Raw genomic sequence first — 20,756 nt, 5'->3', positions numbered from 1 at the left:
CCCGACGGGCTCGGTCGCGCTGCTGTATGACAGCCGGACGATCGAGCCCGTCGGGCGCGCCGCGACGGTGGCGCTCGACGGCCGGAATCGCCCACCGCTCGCGCAGACGTTCCGTCGCATCGGCGGCACCCGCGCGTTCACGGTCGCGGTCAATCACCTGAAGTCGAAGAACTGCCCGCACGCCACGGGCCCGGATCTCGACCAGTCGGACGGCCAGGGCTGCTGGAATGCGACCCGTACGCGCGCGGCCGAACGCGTCGCCGCCTGGCTTGCCACGTCGCCGACCGGCGCCGCGGCCGACGGCGTGCTGCTGATCGGCGATCTGAACAGCTACGCGAAGGAAGACCCGCTGCGCGCGCTCGAATCGCGCGGCTACGCCAACCTCGTCGCCCGCTTCGTCGGCAATGCCGGCTACTCCTATGTATTCCGCGGCGAAGCGGGCAACCTCGACCATGCACTGGCCACGCCGCCGCTCGCCGCCCGCGTGAAAGCCGTGCATGTCTGGCATATCAACGCCGATGAACCGATTGCACTGCAATCCGTGCCCGATTACAAAACCCCGGCGCAACAGGCCGCCTATTACGCACCCGATGCATACCGTTCGTCGGATCACGATCCCGTCGTCATCGACCTTGCACTGGAGGAAGGTGCCACCTGAGCACCGCGGGCACAAACCCTGCTCAACGAAAGAATGGCAATTAGTGCAATTGCATCAACAGAACGCGTGCAACGGCACTATTTACCTGGCAGGCCGGGCGACGCCATATTTACCGGGCTTTTACGTCGGGCAATGGTCTCCTTTATGTCGCTTCGCCCGATCTCGAAATTTTTTCAACCGCCGCCTCACCCCATCGCGCGGTGCTTCCGGGGGATCTTGCCGACGAATTGAAAATTTGTCTCGAAACTCAATTGGCTGATTTGAATCACACTGGTTGCTGGGATTCGTCTTATCTTCAAATTGGCCTGTAAATCAAATCGAAGGAGGATAAACACCATGGCGCTCACTGACTCGATCGAACACAAGCTGGACCGCGGTCTGTCCGAAATCCGTCGCACCGGCCGGCGCGTCGGACGCACGACGCGCTCGGCCGCCCGCGACCTGCATGCGGACGTGACCGACGATCTGCGCGGGCTGGTCGATGAACTGGAAGACCTGCTGAAGAACGATGGCGACGGCGATATCGCCGCGCTGCGCAAGCGTGTGCAGGCGCGGCTCGACGAAGCGCGCAGCACGCTCGACCACGCGTCGGGCAGCGCGGCCGCCCGGTTGCGCGATTCGGCCGAACGCGTGTCGCAAGCCGTGCACGAGAACCCGTGGCAGACCGCGGGCGTCGTCGCGGGCCTCGCGTTCGCCGCCGGCCTGCTCCTTTCCCGCCGTTGAACGGGGCCGGTCGCCCCGCTGCCCGCACCCCTGCCCGGACCGTCCGTCCTCAACCCGACAACGAAGGAGAATCGCCATGCAGAAATCCCTCGCCCTGAAAGCCGCCACCGCAGTCATGCTCGGCAGTCTCGCCCTTGCCGGTTGCACCATGACGTCCGACAAACCCGACAACGCGGCAGCCAGCGCGTCGAAACGCCAGTCGATCGACGCGAGCGTGAACGCGACGCTGTCGCGCCTCTATTCGACCGTGCCTGGCTCGCGTGAACTCGTCGCGAAGTCGCGCGGCGTGCTCGTGTTCCCGCACGTGCTGCAGGCCGGCTTGATCGTCGGCGGCCAGTCCGGCAACGGCGCACTGCGTGTCGGCGGCAACACCGTCGGCTACTACAACACGTCGTCGCTGTCGGTCGGCCTGCAGGCCGGCGCGCAATCGAAGGCGATCGTGTTCCTGTTCATGACGCAGGATGCGCTCGACTCGTTCCGCAAGTCCGAAGGCTGGTCGGCTGGCGCCGACGCCTCCGTCGCGGTCGTGAAGGTCGGCGCGAACGGCGCGATCGATTCCAACACGGCCACCGCACCGGTCCAGGTACTGGTGCTGACCAACGCCGGCCTGATGGGCGATCTGTCGGTGAACGGCACCAAGATCACCCGGCTCAACATCTGACGATCCGGCGCGGCGCCGCCGCGTCCGTTCCCGCCAACGCCGCGGCTCCGGCCGCGGCGTTTTCGCGTGCGCCGCGCGCAGCGGCTATGATGGCGACACCTTTGCGGGCATACTGCCGGTCGGGCCGCCTGCAGCGTGCTTCGCCGCGAACCCGTGACGTTCGCGAGCCGATCGCGCCCGAGGCGACGAGATTCAATCAAACCAGGCATCAATCTGCGCGAACCATCCATGGATAGCGGACACGATCACCAAAAATTCTTCTATTTCCTGCTGTTCGCGGTCACCGTCGGACTGTGCTGGATACTCGCGCCGTTCTCCGGCGCCGTCTTCTGGGGCACCATTCTCGCGATCCTGTTCCAGCCGGTGCAGCGCTGGCTCGCCGCGCGTTTCGGCAAGCGGCGCAACCTCGCCGCGCTCGTGTCGATGTCGCTGATCATCCTGATCGTGATCCTGCCGCTCGTGTTCGTCACGGCGACGCTCGTGCAGGAAATCGCGTACGTGTACCAGGAACTGAAGGACGCGCAGCCGAATTACTCGCGGTACTTCCATGACATCATTCACGCGCTGCCGACGTCGATCCAGAGCCTACTGCAGAAATACGGGCTGTCCAACATCCCCGGCATCCAGAAGAAGCTGACCGACGGCGCCGCGCAGATCAGCCAGTTCGCGGCGACCCAGGCGCTCAGCATCGGCCAGAACACGTTCCAGTTCGTCGTCAGCTTCGGCGTGATGCTGTACATGGTGTTCTTCCTGCTGCGCGACGGCGGCGAGATCGGCCGCCGCGTGCGCCGCTCGATACCGCTCGACGAAGAGCACAAGAACCTGCTGCTCGCGAAGTTCACGACGGTGGTGCGCGCAACCGTGAAAGGCAATATCGCGGTCGCGCTCGTGCAGGGCGCGCTCGGCGGCCTGATCTTCTGGATCCTCGGGATCGAGGGCGTCGTGCTGTGGGGCGCGCTGATGGCGTTCCTGTCGCTGCTGCCGGCGATCGGCGCGAGCCTCGTGTGGATACCCGCCGCGCTCTACTTCCTCGCGATCGGCGCGATCTGGAAATGCGTGATCCTCGTCGCGTTCTGCGTCGGCGTGATCGGCCTCGTCGACAACCTGCTGCGCCCGATCCTCGTCGGCAAGGACACGAAGATGCCCGACTGGGTCGTGCTGATCTCGACGCTCGGCGGGATGGCGCTGTTCGGGATCAACGGCTTCGTGATCGGGCCGCTCGTCGCCGCGTTGTTCATGGCAAGCTGGGACATCTACGCGCGCTCCGAACAGGGAGAATGACTCCGCGCGTCACGGATGACGAATCCTGATCACGACGGGCGCCACGGCGCCCGTTTTCATTTCCGGCCCTGCCACAGTCATCACGCCGCCATGCGGGCCGATGCGATGAGCTCGCCCCGATACGAGCGGCACGCTTCGATCGTCGCGTGCATCGCGCCAGGTCGCGCGAATCTCCGCTCCCGCAGACTGCACAAGCGGCTCGCCGTCCGGCCTCACGAGCGCCACGTGCGCACCCGGCAGGTGCCGGCCGTGCGCATCGAACCGGAGCGTCGCCGCCGTCGCGGTGTCCGCCGCTTCGATCGACGGCGCGTCGAATGTCACGTCGTACAGATCGACGAGCGCGCCCGTGAATCGCACGATGCCATCCCCATTCGCGTGCCCGGCCGCGCCGGCACCCGACATCGCGCATGCGATGCCGATCCCCGCTGCGATGACTCGCAGCCTGTCGCACATGCGCCGCATCGTTCGATCGCGCATCACCGCCGATGCCGCGTGCGTTGCCTTCGTTCGCATGTTTCCCTCCCTTCTCGCAGCGCCAATAAAAACGGCGGCGTGACGCGCATGTCACGCCGCCGTTTGCTGGCGACTACTGTAAGGAGAGCAACCGAAACAATATATGGGACAAGTCCTAAATCTATTTCCGCCTGTGCGAACTCAAAGCGCGCGGGCGCTCACGCGTCGGGATCGACGCGCAGCACGAGCTTGCCGCGATGGTCGCCGTCGAACAGGCGATTGAGCACGTCGGGGGCGTTTTCGAGCCCGTCGGCCACGGTCTCCTCGGCCTTGAGGCGGCCGTCGCGCAGCCAGCCGGCGAGCGTCTGCACCGCTTCGCGGCTCTTGCGGTAGTCGAGGATCAGGAAGCCGCGCATCGTGATGCGCTTCGAGATCAGCACGCCGACGTCGTCCGCCGCGCGGCCGCTGTTGTAGTTCGAGATCACGCCGCACAACGCGACGCGCCCGCCGATCACCATCCGCGACAGCACCGCGCGCATCACTTCGCCGCCGACGTTCTCGAAGTTCACGTGCACGCCGTCCGGCGTCGCCGCCTTCAACTGCTCACGGAAATCGTCGGCCTTGTAGTCGACAGCCGCGTCGAAGCCGAGCGTCTCGGTCAGGTAGCGGCACTTGTCCGCGCCGCCCGCGATGCCGACCACCCGTGCGCCGTGGATCTTGCCGATCTGGCCGGCGATCGAGCCGACCGACCCGGCCGCCGCCGACACGACGAGCGTCTCGCCGGGCTGCACCGGCGCGATGTCGGTCAGCCCGTAGTACGCGGTCAGGCCGCTCATCCCGCACGCGCCGAGCAGCGTCGGCAGCGGCAGGCCCGACTGCGCGGGCAGCTTCACGAGCTGCGCGGCCTGGTCGGCCGCGATGACCGCATAGTCCTGCCAGCCGACGAGCCCCTGCACGAGGTCGCCTTCCGCGAAACCCGCGTGGCGCGACGCCACCACGCGCCCGATGCCGAGCGCGCGCATCACCTCGCCGATCGCGACGGGCGGCAGGTATTGCGGCACGTCGCTCATCCATACGCGGTTGGTCGGATCCATCGACAGATACAGCACGCGCACGAGCACTTCGCCGTCGGCGAGCGCCGGCACGGGTGTTTCGACGAGCGAAAAGTGTTCGCGGCCGACCCGCCCTTCCGGGCGCGTCTTCAGCAGCAGCTGGCGGTTCACGGGTGTCGACACGATGTTCTCCTCCGGTTGGTGTTATCGATTGCGCGTCAGACCGCGCACATGCCGCCGTCAATCACGAGTTCGGCGGCCGTCACGAACCGGCTTTCGTCCGACGCCAGATAGACGGCCGCATGCGCGACGTCGTCCGGATCGCCGAGCCGGCGCAGCGGAATGCCGCGCGCGAGCTTGCGCGTCGCATCGCGTTCGCCGAGCGACTGGAACAGCGGCTCGACGATCCCCGTGCGAATGAACGCCGGGTGAATCGAGTTGCAGCGCACGTCGAGCTCGCGGCGCGCGCAGTCGATTGCGACCGACTTCGTCAGCGACGCGACCGCCGCTTTCGACGCGTTGTACGCGGTGAAATCCGGCTCGACCTTGAACGCGGCGACCGACGAGATGTTGATGATCGATGCGGGATGGCTTTCGGCCAGATACGACAGCGCATGCTTGCAGCCGAGCACGATGCTCTCGACATTGATCGCCATCACGCGCCGCCATTCGTCCAGCTCGATCTGCGCGGGCGAGCCGATCGAGCCGACGCCCGCGTTGTTGACGAGCACCGACAGCTCGCCCATCGCATCGACCGCCTGCGCGAGCAGCGCCTGCCAGCGCGCTTCGTCGCGCACGTCCTGCGTCGCGGCGAACGCGACCGGCGTCGCGTGCCCCGCATTGAGTTCGTGCGCGAAGGCGTCGAGCACCGCCGCGTCGGCGATGTCGGTCAGGAACACGCGCGCGCCCTGCTCGACCATCCGGCGCGCGATCGCGCGGCCGAGGCCGCCGGCGGCGCCCGTGATGTACGCGCACTTGCCTGCGAGGCGCGAGGAAACGACTGTCATGGGACCTGCTCCTATCGTGAATCGTCGTGGCGGACCGGTGCCGCGACGGCGGTTGCCGTGCGCCGGCCGACGGCCGCGCCGTTTGCGCGAGTATAGCGACCCGGCCGCACCGCGCCGGACCAATCGGGCAGGCCGCCGCTGCAGGCCCCGATCGAACGAACGCCAGCGTACGCGATTGCCGCCAATCGATGTAATGAATATTCGTAATGCCCGGTCATAGACACGGCTCATGGCCTTCGCAGCCGCGACCGGCGCGACGCGCAGGCGCTAGCGCAGCGCGGCCGATCACCGCGAATACCGATGTGGCGAAGGCCGCACGCGGGCGTGTGCCGATGACAGGGAACGAATGGACAAGGAATAACGCGCAGGCAGCCGCCGCGACGACGACCGCATCCAGCATCAGGGCATCGATGCCCCGAAACCAGTCGTCGTCAGAACCCGTCGCCGGACGTGCGCATGAACGCGCAGACCTGCGGGGAATGCGTGTCGATCATCTGCTGAAACGGTGCGCGATTTCCGTACGCGATGCCGGACACGAGCAACAGGCAGACGGCCGCGATGCGCGGCGAGAACGAGAGCTTGTGCGTGCGGACATACGCGCGCAGGAACACCAGCGCGACCAGCGCGCCGAGCAGCCAGCCGACGACGACTTCGGGAATCGTATGCGAATGGTCGAACACGCGCGCGGCGGCCGTCACCGCGCCGACGGCGAGACCGGCCGCCACGCCCGGCGCCTTGCCCGGACGGAACGCCTGCCACAGCATCGACAGCGCGACGGTCCACACGGACGTCGACAGCATCGTATGGCCGCTGATCACGCGGAAATCGAACTGCGGGATCTCGACACCGCAGCCCGCATAGAGAATCTTGGTGACCCCGACCAGGCTCATGCCGGCCGCGAGCAGCACGATCCAGCGCACCGCCAGCCGCCAGTTGGACAGCGCGAGCCAGACCGCGCAGGTCAGCGCGACCGGCAGGGTCAGCGCGGCGTCGCCGAGGTTGCTGATTTCACTCCACATGACAAACATCGAACGGCTAGCGAAAGGCCGCAGTTTAACGCAAGCGCGCGACGGGCCTGTTTCAGCCTGTGACAGCCTGTATCAGCCCGCGACACCCGTAATCAGCAGCAGGTTCGTGCCGGTGATGACGACGAACAGCGCCCATGCGGCGACCTGCATTTTGCGGCCGATCGCATGCTCGCCCATCATGTTGCGGTCGCTGACCGACTGGATCAACGGCCACATCGCGAACGGCAGTTGCAGGCTCAGCAGCACCTGGCTCCAGACGAGCAGTTGCCCGACCGACCCTTCGCCGAGCCACAGCACGCCGATCAGCGCGGGCACCAGCGCGAGCCCGCGCGTGATCAGCCGGCGCTGGTAGCACGGGATTTTCGTGTGCAGGAAGCCGTCCATGATCACCTGGCCGGCGATCGTGCCGGTCAGCGTCGAGCTCTGCCCGGACGCGAGCAGCGCGATGCCGAACAGCAGCGCGGCCGCGCCGCCCGCGATCGGCGTGATCAGCCGGTACGCCTGTTCGATGTCGGTGACGTCGTGCTGGCCGGTCGCATGGAACGCCGCGCCCGCGACGATCAGGATCGCCGCATTCACGAGCATCGCGACGAACAGCGACACGCAGGTATCGATCCGCACCAGCGCGAGCGTGTCGCGAATCAGGCCGCGCGCGCCGCCGACCACATGGCGCGTCTGTACGACGGACGAATGCAGATACAGGTTGTGCGGCATGATCGTCGCGCCGACGATGCCGAGCGCGAGCACGATCGCGTCCTTGCTGTCGTGGCCGGGGTTGCCCGGCACGAGCCCCTTCGCGACCGCATGCCAGTCGGGCGGCGTGATCGCGACCTGCGCGACGAAGCAGAACGCCATCGTCGCGATCAGCCCGAGCACGATCGCCTCGATCTGCCGGACGCCCTTGCCCTGCAGCCCGAGCACGATCACCGTGTCGAGCGCGGTCAGCACGATCCCCCACGCGAGCGGCACGCCGAGCAGCAGCTTGAATGCGAGCGCGCAGCCGAGCACTTCGGCGATGTCGCACGCGATGATCGACACCTCGGCGGTCACCCACTGCACGACGCGGCCGAAGCGGCCGTAACGATCGTAGCTGGCCTGCGCGAGATCCTTGCCCGCGACGAGGCCCAGCCGCGCGGCGAGCATCTGCAGGAAGATCGCGGCGAGGCTCGAGAACGCGACGACCCACAGCAGCGAATAGCCGAATTGCGAGCCGGCCTGGATGTCGGTGGCCCAGTTGCCGGGATCCATATAGCCGATCGCGACCAGCAGGCCCGGGCCGAAGAAGCGCTTGAGCTTCATCCAGCGCGACGCGCCGGCGTCGATCGTGATGCTGCCCTTTACTTCCGACGGGCAGAAGGGGGCGGTGGCGGTAGTGGGGAGCAAGGGCATGGAAACCGGGGATCGTGATCGCGACACGGTGATTTTACGGTCTTCCGCTCCATTTTCCCGCGCGGCTCGGCGCGCCCGCCCCGGCTCGCCCGCTCGCCGTCGGCTTTCGCGGGCTGCGGCGCGGGCTGCGGATCGGGCGCCCCGGCGCCGTTTGTCAGGATCCGCTCGCGCTCGGCGATGCGATATTCGGTCGGCGACATGAGGAGACGCTGGCGAAACAGCTTCGCCAGACGCTCGCCGCTGCCGAAGCCCGTGCGCCGCGCGACCTTGTCGGCCGGCAGCGTCGTGTGGATCAGCATGTGGCAGGCGCGCTCGAGCCGCACGTGCTGCACGAATTCGGTCGGCGTCACGCCGATTTCCTTCTTGAAGCGCCGCAGGAAATTGCGCTCGCTCATCGCGGCCGTCCGCGCGACTTCCGCGATCGAAATGCGGTTCGCGCTCTGCGCGCGCAGCCGCTGCGCCGACATCCGGATCGACGGGCTCGCGCTCAGTTCGCGAAACGCCCACATCGACTGTGTATAGCGTTGCTCGACCGGCCGCATCAGGTTGCTGGCGATCTCCTGCGCGGCGCTGTCGCCGAGATCGGCGCGGAACATGTCGAGCACGGCCGCGAACACGTCGGCCTCGCCGCCCTGCGGTTCGAGCGTGGCCGCCGCGCCGCGAGTGCGATCCGTTCGCGGCTGACCGGCATCCGTCTGCCGCTGCGACGCCGCGAGCGTCGACAGGTCCATCGCATCGACGATCCAGCGCGCATGCCGATGAATGTCGGTCAGGCGGCGGCGCAACGCATCGCTCCAGTTGACCGACGCGCGATCACCGTGAAGATGAAAGAACGCGCGCGCACGATGGCCGTGCTCGTCGCCGAGCGCATCGGCGGCGATCTGCACGCCGGACGACGACTGCAGCAGTCCCCCGCTTTCGGATACGTACTTCAACTGGTAATCCGCACTGAGCGCATGCAGGCGATTCGCCAGGTTGAAGGCCTCGCCGAGACGCGCGGCCTGGGCCAAAGAAAACCCCGTACTCAAATAAACAACGACCCATCTCTGATCTGCTGCTTCCACTGACCAAGCCCCCGGACTGTTTCGACTTCTTGTATTACCGTCGAACTGTCAGGCTTATATTTGGTTTGGACACGTGCGACAGGACGGCTATCTCAAAATATGAAGCGACGGCATCTTAGCCGAAGGGGTCCTCTATTTGGCGCGAAATGGCCGACTGTGACAGCATGATGGCGGATTACTACAGGCTGTCGCCGGCCGCTGGTGTAGCCGCGCGGAAATACGCATGCAAGGCGCGGGCGTGCGACGGGCGCGGCCTTGTCGATCCTGGCGATATTCGCGGCAACGCCGGTGCGAATGAACGCACGCACGCCCCGGCGTTCCGTTGTCCGCGCGTCCATTAGAATCGCTCAACGTCCACCACGCCGATTTCGTCCGTGCCCGCCGATCATCGTCTCGACCTGAACCTGTTCCGCGTGCTCGACGCCGTCTACGTGAACGGCGGCATCGGCGCGGCCGCCCGCGCGCTGCACCTGACGCAGCCGGCCGTCACGCATGCGCTCAACCGGCTGCGCGCGCATTTCGACGACCCGCTGTTCGTCCGCCAGGGCAACCGCGTCGTACCGACCGAGCGCACGCGCGCGATCATCGCGGACGTGCAGCTTCACCTCGCCGGGCTGCAGCGCACCGCGCGCGACCCGTCGGCGTTCGACCCGGCGACGCTCGACCTGAGCATCGCGGTCGGCATTCGCGACGTGCTCGAATCGATCGCGTTGCCGCAGATCATCGCCGCGTTCGCCGACGAAGCGCCCGGCCTGCGATTCGTGAGCCGCCGCGTCGCGGTGCACGACATCGAACGCGAACTCGCGTCGGGCAATCTCGATCTCGCCGTCGATCGACGCGTGCAAACCGGCCCGCGCATCGCGACCGAACACCTGCTCGACGATTCGCTCGTCGTCGCGATGCGGCACGATCATCCGCTCACGAGCGGCCCGCTGCGGCGCGCCGACTATTTCGCCGCGCGGCATATCGCGGTGTCGCCGCTCGGCGAACCGCAATCGCTCGACGTGCTGCTCGGCAACGACGGACGCTTCCGGCACATCCAGCTCGTGTGCCAGCATTATTTCGCCGCCTGCCAGATCGCGGCGGCGGGCGACCTGCTGCTGACGCTGCCGCGCTCGTATGCGCTGCGCATGGCGGCGTTGCTGCCGGTCGCCGTGCAGCCGCTGCCGCTGCGGCTCAAACCGTTTCCCCTGCTCGCGTACTGGCACGAATCGCGCGAGACCGACCGCGCGCATCAGTGGGTGCGCGAACGCGTCGCCACGCTCGTGCGCAGGACTGCCGGCGTCGCCGGCTGATCCCGTCGAGCCTCTCGAAGCTCGCAGCGCCCGCGGTTTCCGCCGGGACGGTATGCTGACGGCTCGTACGCCGCGCATCGTCGCGGCCCCTCTTTCCCGCTTACCGGAGACTTGCCATGCCGCTCATCCACGCTGCCGCTACCCTCGCCGCCGACGCGCCCAACTACGTCGTCCAGCTGCAGGCCGGCACGCATGCGCTGACCGGCGACGAAGCGCCGCGCGAAGGCGGCCAGGGCCTCGGGCCGGCGCCGTTCGAGTTCTTGCTCGCCGGCCTCGCGCAATGCACGGCCGCCACGCTGCGCATGTACATGCAGCGCAAGACGTGGCCGGCCGTGCGCATCGACGTGCGCACCGAACTGCACGCCGATCGCGAAGGCCAGCAATACGTGCGCCGCACCGTCACGCTCGATGGTCCGCTCGACGACGCGCAGCGCCAGCGTCTCGCGGAAATCTGCGAGAAGACGCCGGTGACGCTGTTCATCAAGCGCGGCACGCGCATCGAAACGACGCTGAACTGACGCGCGCCGTGCCGGGCGTGCGGGGGCGGGCGGGGTCGGACGGGATTCGCACCGCAGCGCCGCACGCGATCGACGCATGACAAACAAAACGGGCGGGCCGCGCACGATGCGCGGCCCGCCCGTTTGCGGATATCGTCCGGCGCTTACAGTCCGAGCGCGGACAGGTCCAGCTTGCCGTCCTTCACCGGCGGGCACCAGAAATACGCGCCCGTCAGCGGCCGCGTGAAGCGGAACAGGCCGTCGACGATACCGTCGTCGGCGCCGCTCATCCGGCGCATCTGCACGTCGAACGCGCGGAACGAACAACCGAACGCGACGAAGTAGAGCCCTGCGCGACGCGCATCGGACCACGGCGACGAACGGCGCAGCATGAACGCCTCCGGCTCGAAGCTCTCCTGCGCGGTGCGCTTCACGTGCGCGAACTCGGGTGCGTCGTCAAGCTCCTCGTTGTCCGTGCGGCGGCGCCCGATGATGTGATCCATGTCGCCCGACGCAATGCGTTCCATCTGGTCGAAGTCGTGCAGCCATTGCTGAACCGCGACGAAGCTCGAGCCGTCGAGCCCGGCGCCCTGCCCCGTGACGATCGCCGCGGCGAGCGCGTCGTCGCCGGTGGGGTTCTCGGTGCCGTCCTCGTAGCCCGACAGGTCGCGATCGTTCGAATAGCGGAACCCGTCGACCGCGTCCTGCAGCGCGAATGCCGGCGCGAGCGCCCGCTCGATCGCCCGCGCGCGCAGCACGAGATCGCCGCGATCGTCGCCGCGCAGCCAGACCCATACGTCGGCCGGCGTGATCGGCAGCGTGCGGTCGTTCACCGCGAATGCCGGGTATTCGGTCAGGCCCGGCACCGGGCGCCCGAGGTGCGCGGCCAGCGCATGCCCGAAGCCGGCGACCGTGCCGCGCCCGTCGACGAGCTCGCGCAATGCCTTCAGCGCCGTTGCCACATTGGCGTTGTTCGAAATCGTGAAAGTGAGGTATCGGGCCGCCGTGTCGATCGGAGCCAGGATGCCTTGCTGAACGTCGCTCATCGTTTCCTCAGGAATGTATCGGGGTGAATCCGCGGGGCCGCAGCGGCCGGCGCGCAACCGCAAAGTGTAATCGATGCGCGCCGCCGGTCCTTTTCCTGTGCAGCACTGCACCGCGGAACGTGCACGGGGAAAAGGGCCGACACGCGGCATGCCGACCGTATCGACGCTGCAACGCCGCATTCGTCAGACGTTGCAGCGAGTCCGGCACTGCTGATAAAATCCCTACACGTCTTTTCGATGTCCTTTCAACGTTCACTTCAGGGAGGTGCAGATGTTCCGAATGCCAGCAGCCTTCCCGAACGTGGTCCCACGACGCGGCTGATCCAGCCCGTCGTCCGCGCCGGCTCCCGGGTTCTCCGCTGACCCGCCGGCCCGCGCACTTTCCCGACAGCCCGTTTCATTCCGCCCGCGTCGTCCGCGCGGCCCGGCTGTTGCGTTTTCGACGTTCTCCGAACCGGAAAGTCCCGTCGCGCGATGCGCCGGGCAACGACACATGACCAGAAAAACCACCCATCTGGGCGGCCAGGCATTCCAGGCCGTCTTCGGCTTCACTTTCCGCTACTGGCGCAAGCAGCCGGTGCGTATCGCGACGATCACCGCACTGGCGCTGCTCGGTGCGCTCGCCGACGTGCTCACGCCGCTGTTCGCCGGGCGCCTCGTCGATGCGCTGTCGACCGGCCTGACCGACCGCGCCGCCGCGTGGCATTCGGCCGTCGCCGCGTTCGGCACGCTGGCCGCGCTCGGCATCGCCGCGACGCTGCTGCGGCAAGGCGTCTACCTGAACATCATCACGCTCACGCTGAAGATGATGAGCGAGATCGCCGCCGCGTCGTTCCATCGCGTGCAGCGCTTCTCGACCGACTGGCACGCGAACAGTTTCGCGGGGTCGACCGTGCGCAAGATCACGCGCGGGATCTGGGCGCTCGACCTGCTGAACGACACGGTGCTGATCGCGCTGCTGCCGTCGGTCACGATGCTCGTCGGCGCGACCGTGCTGCTCGGCACGCACTGGCCGGTGATGGGGTTCGTCGTCGGCGCGGGTTCGCTGCTGTACATCTCGGTGACGGTCGCCGTGTCGCTCGGCATCGTCGCGCCGGCCGCGCGGCTCGGCAACATGTGGGACACGCGCATGGGCGGCGCACTCGCGGACGCGGTGAGCTGCAACGCGGTCGTCAAGGCGTTCGGCGCGGAAACGCGCGAGGAAGCGCGGCTCGCGCGCGTGATCGGCAAGTGGCGTCAGCGCACGCGCCGCACGTGGGTGCGCGGCACGCTCAACGGCGGGCTGCAGGGGGCGATGCTCGTCGCGATGCAGGCGGCGATGATCGGCGTCGCGCTGCGGCTGTGGGCGAACGACGAAGCGAGCGTCGGCGACATCGCGTTCTCGCTGACGATGTTCTTCATGCTGCAGGGCTACCTGCGCGACGTCGGCATGCATATCCGCAACCTGCAGCGCTCGGTCAACGACATGGAAGAGCTCGTCGCGCTCGAGCGCCAGCCGCTTGGCATCGACGATCGTCCCGGCGCGCAGGCCATCCGGATCGGGCAAGGCGAGATCCGCTTCGAGCACGTGACGTTCCGCTACGGCAATCATCCGGTACCGCTGTACGACGACTTCTCGATGCGCATCGCGCCCGGCGAGCGCGTGGGCCTGGTCGGTCATTCCGGGTCGGGCAAGACGACGTTCATCAAGCTGATCCAGCGCCTGTACGACGTGTCGGGCGGCCGCATCACGATCGACGGCCAGGACATCGCGCAGGTGCGGCAGGATTCGCTGCGCAGCCAGATCGCGATCGTCCAGCAGGAGCCCGTGCTGTTCCACCGTACGCTTGCGGAGAACATCGCGTATGCGCGCCCCGACGCGAGCCGCGCGGAGATCGAGCGGGCCGCGCGTCTGGCCAGCGCGCACGACTTCATCGTCGCGCTGCCGGACGGCTATGACACGCTCGTCGGCGAACGCGGGATCAAGCTGTCGGGCGGCGAACGCCAGCGCGTCGCGATCGCGCGTGCGTTCCTCGCGGATGCACCGATCCTGATCCTCGACGAAGCGACGTCGAGCCTCGACAGCGAAAGCGAGTTGCTGATCCAGCAGGCGATGGAGCGGCTGATGGTCGGCCGCACGACGCTCGTCGTCGCGCACCGGCTGTCGACGGTGCGCTCGCTCGACCGCCTGCTCGTGCTCGATCGCGGCAAGGTGATCGAGGAAGGCAGCCACGACGCGCTGATCCGCATCGACGGCGGGACGTATCGCCGGTTGTTCGAGCGGCAGGCGCTGGAGCTGGCGAAAGGCTTGATCGATTCGCCGCGTCGCACGGCGGACGACGATGCCGGGCCGCTGGGAGAGCCGGCGCGGGCTTGATGGAAACCCGTTCGCAACCGGGCGCGCGGCGCACCGCCGCCGCGTGCCCGGATGCGCTGCGCGGGACGTCGATGCGATCGTCAGGAATTCACCGGTCCGTAGCGCCCGTCATCGACTACGTTGCCGGGCGCCACGCGCTCCGCCGTGCGCTGACCTGCAAACCACTTGCGAACGAGATAAATCAGCAGTACGCCGATGACGATCCCCGACAACACATCGCACAGGTAGTGCCCGCCCTGCGTCGGCGTCGACACGATCATCATGCCGTTCAGCACGATCCCGACCGGGAAGACGAAGCGCACATGCCGCAGCGAATACGCGAAGCACAGCGCAAGGATCGTGTGAAGCGACGGAAAGGAAATGAGCCCCTGGGACGACGCGAATGCCAGTTCCCGGACGACTCCGCTCCGCAACGGCGCAAAGTCCGAAACGGTGGAAATCGTTCCGGGATCGCGAATGTCGAAGTGGAGAAACGCACTCTCGGCCGGCAGCCAGGCGGCAATCAGGATCGACACGAAGACTGCGACGATAAATTGCACCGCAAACTCGGCGTAGTCTTTCGAGTTCGACGTCAGCGTAAGGATGATCGGGACCGCAAGGAGCTGAACACTGCCGGATGCATACGCGAATTGGAGCACGGCATGCCAGCCCGGATTGGCTGTCACCCATCCATACGTTTGCAGCCAGTGAAATCCGAGCGCGGCATCGATCGATACCAGCGCATCACTCACGAGCGGCAGATCGGTTGCCACTGCCAGATACTGAAGGAGCGCGCCGGCATGCGTGAATACCGACAACAACGCGATCCACTGGACCGATTGCGCGACATTCTCGTAGAACGCCTTTCTGGCCGGCACTTTGTATGACGGGCGCGATGCGAGCCAGGACGCGCCGGTGACGGCAAGGACGGCGGACAGCATTTGGGCGCTTTGCACCAGACTGCCCTTCGCAATCCGGAAATCGACGCGGCATGCCCAGATCACGTCGACGATGATCAGCATGATGGTCACCGACCACGCGGTCACGTAGATTTTCCGCATCTTGTTCGACATACCCCTTTTCTCGTTCTTTTCTGCCGATCCCCGCAACCGCTCTCCGCGGCTTCGTGCCGTATTCCGGCCAGCGCTAGAGAATAATACGCCGCCGTCCGTCAGGCGACGCCGACACATCCGGCCCCGACGCCCCCTCCCCGGATCACTTATCATACCGGCCAGGCAATTCGCGACGAAAGGCAGATCATGTTTACAGGCATTGTTCAGGGTGTTGGCGTCATCAAGGCCATCAAGGATCACGGCGAACTGAGGACGTTCAGCATCGAATTTCCCGAGCGCTTCACCGACGATATCGAGATCGGCGCGAGCGTCTCGGTCGACGGCGTCTGCCTGACGGTAACGACCATCCACTCGCCGGTGCTGATCGATTTCGACGTGATGTTGCCGAGCCTGAGAATCACCACGCTGGCCGACCTGACAACCGGCGCCCGGGTCAACGTGGAGCGGGCCGCGAAGGACGGCGCGGAAATCGGCGGACATCCGCTGTCCGGTCACGTCGACTTCATGGGGACCATCCTGCACATCGCGTCTTCCGAACACAACCGGATGATCCGCATCGGCGTGCCGGCCGAATTCAAACGCTATGTCTTCGCGAAGGGCTATATCGCGATCAACGGCTGCAGCCTGACCGTGTCGGACGTCAATCGCGACGAAGGCTGGTTCGAGGTCTGGTTGATTCCCGAAACGCGCCGCGCCACCACCTTCGACGCGAAAGGCGTCGACGACAAGGTCAATATCGAGATCGAGCGCAGCACCCAGGTCGTCGTGGATACGATCCGCGAGTCGGTCAAGGAAACGCTCGGGGAGCTGACCGGCGTCGTCACGACGTTGCTCGCGGAGAAGGGCATCGACATCGAGGAACTGCTCGCCCGGAATGTCGCGCGGCTGCCGAAGCAGTAACGGGCTGCCCTGTTCCCGGTGACGGGCGGGGTCCCCGGGTAGCGGTTCGCGTCGACACGCCCTGCCCGGCAGCCCCGCGCGCCGGCCTCACTCTGCCTCCACCTGCGCGCCCTTCCCCACCGCCACCCGCTGCGACCGATAGATCCCCGCGTGCCCGGAAAACAGATAGGCAACCACGCAGGCCACGATCGCATACACGCCGACATCCGCGCCGAACAGTTCGATCGCCATGATCGTGGATGCGATCGGCGTGTTGGCCGCCCCCGCGAACACCGCGACGAAGCCGAGCCCCGCGAGCACCGGCACCGGTAGCGCAAGCACCTGCCCGAGCGCGTTGCCGAGCGTCGCGCCGATGTAAAACAGCGGCGTCACTTCGCCGCCCTTGAATCCCGACGCGAGCGTGACGACGGTGAACGCGAACTTGCCCGCGAAATCGTAAGCCGGCAGCGGGCCGTGAAACGCGGCCTCGATCGTCGGAATCCCGAGACCGAGATACTGCGGCACGTTCAGCACGGTGGCCGCCACGGCCACCAGCACGCCGCCGAGCACCGGCTGCAGCGGCGCATGGCGGACCACGCGCCGGAACCACGCGGTCAGCGCATGCGTGGCGAACGCGAACAGCCGGCCGACGACGCCGAACGCGACGCCCGCGACGACCGTCGCGGCCAGCCCCGTCGCCGACACGGCCGGCACGAACGGAATCGCATAGACGGTGTGATGCACGCCCCACGCGCGGCACACGACATCCGCGACGATCGCGGACGCGACGCAGGTCAGCAGCGCGTCGTACCGGACGCGGCCGATCGCGAGCACCTCGAGCCCGAACACGGCGCCCGCGAGCGGCGTACCGAACACCGACGAGAACCCGGCCGCGATGCCGCCCATCAGCAGCACGCGCCGATGCTCGCGATCGAGCCGGAACAGGTGCGTGACGCGATCGGCGAGCGCGCCGCCCATCTGCACGGCCGTCCCCTCGCGCCCGGCCGATCCGCCGAACAGATGCGTGACGACGGTCGCGACGAGCACGAGCGGCGCCATCCGCTTCGGCACGAGCGCCTTCGGGTCGTGAATCTCGTCGATCAGCAGGTTGTTGCCGCGCGCGACCGACTGGCCGAACCGGTGGTAGACCCAGCCGGTCGCGAAGCCGGCGGCCGGCAGCCCCCACAACAGCGACGGATGCGCGACGCGCGTGCCGGTCGCCCAGTCGAGCGCGAGCAGGAACAACGCGGAGGCCGTGCCGGCCAGCGCGCCGAGCAAGGCCGAGAGCGCGAGCCAGCGGCACACGTAGCGCACGGTCGCGAAAAAATCGGCAGAAGTCGAGAAAAACATGATTTCCAGATTCGACAGGACATCAAAACCTGGGCGGCAGAATACCGCATGGATGGCCTGCGACCTCCTGACGACCCAGGAACACGCAGGCATCATCAGCCGGGCGAACCGGCGGTTGAGGGCCGAACCGCACGCCAGGCGCCGGGATCGACCGCAGGGAGGCATGCCATCTCCGCTGGCGGCAATTGTACGCGACGCCGCACATCGCACGCAATGCGGCCCCGGCCGGGCCGCCGCGCACCGTCAGTCGAGCGGCAGGCGCGTCACGCGCGAGATCAGCTGCGGCGCGATCCGGTCGAGCGGCAGGATCGCGGACGCCGCGCCGATCGCCGCCGCCGCCTTCGGCATCCCGTAGACGGCGCTCGTCGCCTCGTCCTGCGCGATCGTGTAGCACCCCTTCGCGCGCATCGCCTTCAGCCCCAGCGCGCCGTCGCGCCCCATCCCGGTCAGCAGCACGCCGAGCGCGTCGCCCTGCCAGCCGTCGGCGACGCTGTTGAAGAACACGTCGATCGACGGCCGGTACGGCGTCTCGGCCGGATGCCGCGTGTAGCCGAGCACGCCGCGCGGCGACAGGCACAGGTGGTCGTTGGACGCCGCGAGCAGCACCTCGCCCGCCTGCGGCACGCCGCCCGGCCGCGCGACGCGCACGGGCAGCCGCGTATAGCCGTCGAGCCACTCCGCCATGCCGAGCGCGAACGCCTGGTCGACATGCTGCACGATCACGAGCGCGGCCGGAAAATCGGCCGGCAGCGCGCGCAGCAGCGCGGTGAGCGCGGTCGGCCCGCCTGCCGACGCGCCGATCGCGATCAGCGTCGGCTGGCCGCGCGCGGGCGCCGGCACGGGCGGCACGAGCGTCGCGGTCCGGCTTTCGAGCAGCCGGCCGATCTGGTCGATCTTCGCGAGCAGCGGCTGCGGCGCGGCGTCCGACGGCAGGCCAAGCGCGAGCGTCGGCGTGTCGACCGCATCGAGCGCGCCGGCGCCCATCGCCTCGTAGACCGACGACGTGTTCGCGCTGACGCTCGCGGTCACGATCAGGATCGCGCACGGCGCACGCGCCATGATCTGCCGCGTCGCGGCCACGCCGTCGAGCTTCGGCATCACGAGGTCCATCAGCACGAGGTCGGGCGGATGCGCGACGCAGAAATCCACGGCCTCGTCGCCGTCGGTTGCCACCCACAGCACGCGGTGATCGCTGCGCCGCGCGATCACGCGGCGCAGCGCCTCGACGGCAAGCGGCAGATCGTTGACGATCCCGATGTTCATGCGCGTGCCCCGCCGATCAGGTCGTGCACCGCATCGAGCAGCGCCTCGTCGTGGAAACTGCTCTTCGCGAGATAGTAGTCGGCGCCGGCATCGAGCCCGCGCCGGCGATCCTCGTCGCGATCCTTGTACGACACGATCATCACGGGCACCCGCTTGAGCGCCGGATCGCTCCTGATCAGCGTGACGAGCTCGATCCCGTCCATGCGCGGCATGTCGACGTCGGTGACGACCAGGTCGAACGCGTCGCTGCGCACCGCGTTCCAGCCGTCCATCCCGTCGACCGCGACGGTCACGTCGTAGCCGCGCTTTTCCAGCAGCTTGCGTTCGAGCTCGCGCACCGTCAGCGAATCGTCGACGACGAGCACACGGCGGCGCCGGTCGGCCCGCGCGAACTGGGGATCGCGCGTGAGTTTCGCGAGCTGGCCGCCGCGCACGAGCTTGTCGACGGAGCGGATCAGGTCCTCGACATCGACGATCAGCACCGGGTCGCCGTTCTCGAGCAACGCACCGGCCGCGATGTTCTGGATCTTCTGCAGGCGGCTGTCGAGCGGCTGCACGACGAGCATCCGTTCGCCGAGAAAGCGATCGACGGCGACGCCGTACAGCTCGGGCTCGCCGCCGACGACCACGACCGCCGTGCTCGTGCGCGCGACGGCGGGCTCACCCGCATCGAGCAGTTGATGCGCGCCGACGAGGCCCGCACGCCGGCCGTCGAACGGAAAATGCGGCTGTCCTTCGAGCACGTCGATGTCGTCGTGCGAGAGTTCGAGCGTGCGGCGCACGTGCGCGAGCGGGAACGCGTACGGCTCGCCGCCGACCTCGACCAGCAGGCTTCGGATCACCGACAGCGTGAGCGGCAGCTGCAGCACGAAGCGCATGCCCGCGCCCGGCTCGTTGAAGATGCGCACCGCACCGCGCACGCCGCGTACCATCTCCTGCACCGCATCGAGGCCGACGCCGCGCCCCGACACGTCGGTCACCGCATCGCGCATCGAGAAGCCCGGCAGCAGCAGGAATTCGAGCAATTCCGGATCGGACAGCCGGGCGGCCGTCTCGTCGTCGGTCAGGCGCTGGCGGACGACCGCCGCGCGCAGCGCGTCCATGTCGACGCCCGGCCCGTCGTCGATCACGCTGACGAGCAGCGAGCCGGCGCTGTGGCGCGCTTCGAGCGTCACGCTCGCCTCGGCCGGCTTGCCGCGCGCGCGGCGCGCGTCGGGCGAGTCGACGCCGTGATCGATCGCGTTGCGCAGCAGGTGGCCGAGCGGCGCGTCGAGCAGGTCGAGGATGTCGCGGTCAACCTGCGTACCTTCGCCGACGATCGAGAAGCGCACCTGCTTGCCGAGCGAGCGCGCGAGATCGCGGACGATGCGCGGATACGCGCGCGTCGCGTCGCCGAACGGACGCATCCGGCACTGAAGTGCCTCGTCGTACAACTGCTCGGCGATGTGCGTGCTGCGGCGCTCGAAGCGGTCGAATTCTTCCATGCGCTCGGCGAGCGAACGCTGCAGGTCGTTGAGCATGTGCCGCACTTCGTTGACCGACGTGAGCACGCCCGCATCGAGCTCGTCGGCGAACCGTTCGTACAGCAGATCGAGCGAGCGGGCCGCATCGCGCTGCGCGCGCTTCACGCGCAGCATCGATTCCGCGAACGGCTTAAGCCAGCGCGATTCGACGAGCGACTCGCCGGACAGGCTCAACAGCA

At 67.7% G+C, this 20,756-nt stretch carries 19 protein-coding genes and 1 riboswitch; of the genes, 8 read left to right on the top strand and 11 right to left on the bottom strand.

Annotated elements, in window-relative coordinates; all coding sequences use genetic code 11:
• From F3J14_RS25005 to F3J14_RS24990, 4 genes are all read left to right on the top strand, one after another.
• On the top strand, nucleotides 1–658 hold a 658-nt coding region (locus F3J14_RS25005), incomplete at its 5' end, for an endonuclease/exonuclease/phosphatase family protein (protein WP_348772015.1).
• A 336-nt stretch (nucleotides 659–994) separates the two neighbouring features.
• Complete coding sequence (locus F3J14_RS25000) at nucleotides 995–1,381, top strand: DUF883 family protein (RefSeq protein WP_166725263.1); 387 nt, start codon at nucleotides 995–997, stop codon at nucleotides 1,379–1,381.
• 76 nt (nucleotides 1,382–1,457) lie between these two features.
• The gene (locus tag F3J14_RS24995; RefSeq protein WP_166725262.1) at nucleotides 1,458–2,042 is read left to right on the top strand and encodes a YSC84-related protein; all 585 of its coding nucleotides are present in this window, start codon (nucleotides 1,458–1,460) and stop codon (nucleotides 2,040–2,042) included.
• Nucleotides 2,043–2,270: 228 nt separating this feature from the next.
• On the top strand, nucleotides 2,271–3,323 hold the full coding sequence (locus F3J14_RS24990; RefSeq protein ID WP_166725261.1) for an AI-2E family transporter: 1,053 nt from the start codon (nucleotides 2,271–2,273) through the stop codon (nucleotides 3,321–3,323).
• Nucleotides 3,324–3,332: 9 nt separating this feature from the next.
• On the opposite strand, the gene F3J14_RS24985 is transcribed toward F3J14_RS24990, so the two are convergent.
• The 6 genes from F3J14_RS24985 to F3J14_RS24960 all read right to left on the bottom strand — a co-directional run bounded on the left by F3J14_RS24985 (nucleotide 3,333) and on the right by F3J14_RS24960 (nucleotide 9,262).
• On the bottom strand, nucleotides 3,333–3,836 hold the full coding sequence (locus tag F3J14_RS24985) for a thioesterase (RefSeq protein WP_166725260.1): 504 nt from the start codon (nucleotides 3,834–3,836) through the stop codon (nucleotides 3,333–3,335).
• 158 nt (nucleotides 3,837–3,994) lie between these two features.
• The gene (locus F3J14_RS24980) at nucleotides 3,995–5,011 is read right to left on the bottom strand and encodes an NADP-dependent oxidoreductase (RefSeq protein WP_166725259.1); all 1,017 of its coding nucleotides are present in this window, start codon (nucleotides 5,009–5,011) and stop codon (nucleotides 3,995–3,997) included.
• Between the two features lie 35 nt (nucleotides 5,012–5,046).
• On the bottom strand, nucleotides 5,047–5,835 hold the full coding sequence (locus F3J14_RS24975; RefSeq protein ID WP_166725258.1) for an SDR family oxidoreductase: 789 nt from the start codon (nucleotides 5,833–5,835) through the stop codon (nucleotides 5,047–5,049).
• A gap of 431 nt (nucleotides 5,836–6,266) precedes the next feature.
• Nucleotides 6,267–6,854 carry a phosphatase PAP2 family protein gene (locus F3J14_RS24970; protein WP_166725257.1) on the bottom strand — a complete coding sequence of 196 codons (588 nt, stop codon included), beginning with the start codon at nucleotides 6,852–6,854 and terminating at the stop codon, nucleotides 6,267–6,269.
• Nucleotides 6,855–6,935: 81 nt separating this feature from the next.
• Nucleotides 6,936–8,252: an Nramp family divalent metal transporter gene (locus F3J14_RS24965; protein WP_166725256.1), complete on the bottom strand. Its 1,317-nt coding sequence runs from the start codon at nucleotides 8,250–8,252 to the stop codon at nucleotides 6,936–6,938.
• Nucleotides 8,201–9,262 (bottom strand): helix-turn-helix domain-containing protein, encoded by a 1,062-nt coding sequence (locus F3J14_RS24960; RefSeq protein WP_166725255.1) that lies wholly within the window; start codon nucleotides 9,260–9,262, stop codon nucleotides 8,201–8,203. Before F3J14_RS24960 ends, F3J14_RS24965 begins: the two co-directional genes overlap by 52 nt.
• A gap of 428 nt (nucleotides 9,263–9,690) precedes the next feature.
• On the opposite strand from F3J14_RS24960, the gene F3J14_RS24955 reads away from it, so the two are divergent.
• Nucleotides 9,691–10,611 (top strand): LysR family transcriptional regulator, encoded by a 921-nt coding sequence (locus tag F3J14_RS24955; RefSeq protein ID WP_166725254.1) that lies wholly within the window; start codon nucleotides 9,691–9,693, stop codon nucleotides 10,609–10,611.
• 116 nt (nucleotides 10,612–10,727) lie between these two features.
• Nucleotides 10,728–11,129, top strand: a complete 402-nt coding sequence (locus tag F3J14_RS24950) for an OsmC family protein (protein ID WP_166725253.1) — start codon at nucleotides 10,728–10,730, stop codon at nucleotides 11,127–11,129.
• Between the two features lie 143 nt (nucleotides 11,130–11,272).
• Here the strand turns inward: F3J14_RS24950 and F3J14_RS24945 are convergent, their stop codons facing one another.
• Nucleotides 11,273–12,154, bottom strand: coding sequence for a Dyp-type peroxidase (locus F3J14_RS24945; RefSeq protein WP_166725252.1), 882 nt, complete (start codon nucleotides 12,152–12,154; stop codon nucleotides 11,273–11,275).
• Nucleotides 12,155–12,647: 493 nt separating this feature from the next.
• Between F3J14_RS24945 and F3J14_RS24940 the strand changes: the two genes are divergently transcribed.
• Complete coding sequence (locus F3J14_RS24940) at nucleotides 12,648–14,510, top strand: ABC transporter ATP-binding protein (RefSeq protein ID WP_166725251.1); 1,863 nt, start codon at nucleotides 12,648–12,650, stop codon at nucleotides 14,508–14,510.
• A gap of 80 nt (nucleotides 14,511–14,590) precedes the next feature.
• Here F3J14_RS24940 and F3J14_RS24935 read toward each other — a convergent pair whose 3' ends face one another.
• Complete coding sequence (locus F3J14_RS24935) at nucleotides 14,591–15,562, bottom strand: phosphatase PAP2 family protein (protein WP_166725250.1); 972 nt, start codon at nucleotides 15,560–15,562, stop codon at nucleotides 14,591–14,593.
• A 186-nt stretch (nucleotides 15,563–15,748) separates the two neighbouring features.
• Between F3J14_RS24935 and F3J14_RS24930 the strand changes: the two genes are divergently transcribed.
• Complete coding sequence (locus F3J14_RS24930) at nucleotides 15,749–16,462, top strand: riboflavin synthase subunit alpha (protein WP_166725249.1); 714 nt, start codon at nucleotides 15,749–15,751, stop codon at nucleotides 16,460–16,462.
• Between the two features lie 87 nt (nucleotides 16,463–16,549).
• Here F3J14_RS24930 and F3J14_RS24925 read toward each other — a convergent pair whose 3' ends face one another.
• The 3 genes from F3J14_RS24925 to F3J14_RS24915 all read right to left on the bottom strand — a co-directional run.
• A complete protein-coding gene (locus F3J14_RS24925) occupies nucleotides 16,550–17,791 on the bottom strand; it encodes a voltage-gated chloride channel family protein (RefSeq protein WP_166725248.1) in 1,242 nt (413 codons plus the stop codon).
• A 79-nt stretch (nucleotides 17,792–17,870) separates the two neighbouring features.
• Nucleotides 17,871–17,974, bottom strand: a riboswitch (Fluoride riboswitch).
• Nucleotides 17,975–18,034: 60 nt separating this feature from the next.
• Nucleotides 18,035–19,054: a chemotaxis response regulator protein-glutamate methylesterase gene (locus tag F3J14_RS24920; protein WP_166725247.1), complete on the bottom strand. Its 1,020-nt coding sequence runs from the start codon at nucleotides 19,052–19,054 to the stop codon at nucleotides 18,035–18,037.
• A partial coding sequence (locus F3J14_RS24915) for a response regulator (protein WP_166725246.1) occupies nucleotides 19,051–20,756 on the bottom strand: 1,706 nt, incomplete at its 5' end. The genes F3J14_RS24920 and F3J14_RS24915, both read right to left, overlap by 4 nt.

The organism is Burkholderia sp. Tr-862, from assembly GCF_011753085.1.
Taxonomy (GTDB): domain Bacteria; phylum Pseudomonadota; class Gammaproteobacteria; order Burkholderiales; family Burkholderiaceae; genus Burkholderia; species Burkholderia ambifaria.
Note: the sequence above shows the minus strand (reverse complement) of the source record. Positions and strands in the feature narration are given on the sequence as shown.